The following is a 572-nucleotide window of genomic DNA, read 5'->3' as shown; positions in this document are numbered from 1 at the left end:
GACTGGGCGGCCAAGCGCGGGCTCGATATCGGCGTGGCGGCGACTGCCTTGTTCCTGCTGCTGCCGTTGATGCTGCTGATCGCGGTGCTGGTCTGGGCCGGCGACCGCAAAGCGCCGATCTTCCGCCACACGCGGCTGGGCCGGGACGGGCGCAGCTTCGGCTGCCTGAAGTTCCGCTCGATGGTCACCGACGGTGAAGCGGTGCTGGCCGCGCATCTGGCCGCCAGCCCGCGCGCCCGGGCCGAGTGGGCCGCCACGCACAAGCTCAGCGATGACCCGCGCATCACCGCCATCGGCCAGGTGCTGCGCAAGACCTCGCTCGACGAGCTGCCGCAACTTTGGAACGTGCTGCGCGGCGAGATGAGCCTGGTCGGGCCACGGCCCATCGTCCAGGCCGAGGTCGCCCGTTACGGCCCGGCGTTCGCGACGTGCTTCGCGGTGCCGCCGGGGGTGACCGGCCTGTGGCAGGTCTCGGGCCGCTCCGACACCAGCTACGCCGAGCGCGTGGCGCTGGACCTGGACTACGCCAGCCGCTGGAGCCTGCGTCGGGACATCGCGATCATGCTGCGCAC

1 protein-coding gene is annotated in these 572 nt (G+C 71.9%); it reads left to right on the top strand.

What is annotated here, in order from left to right; translation table 11 throughout:
- Positions 1-572 (top strand): sugar transferase (locus tag FV242_RS34140; protein WP_246693023.1); only part of this gene is annotated, 572 nt, incomplete at both ends.

It is taken from the genome of Methylobacterium sp. WL64 (assembly GCF_008039945.1).
In the GTDB taxonomy this organism is placed as follows: Bacteria; Pseudomonadota; Alphaproteobacteria; order Rhizobiales; family Beijerinckiaceae; genus Methylobacterium.
Note: the sequence above shows the minus strand (reverse complement) of the source record. Positions and strands in the feature narration are given on the sequence as shown.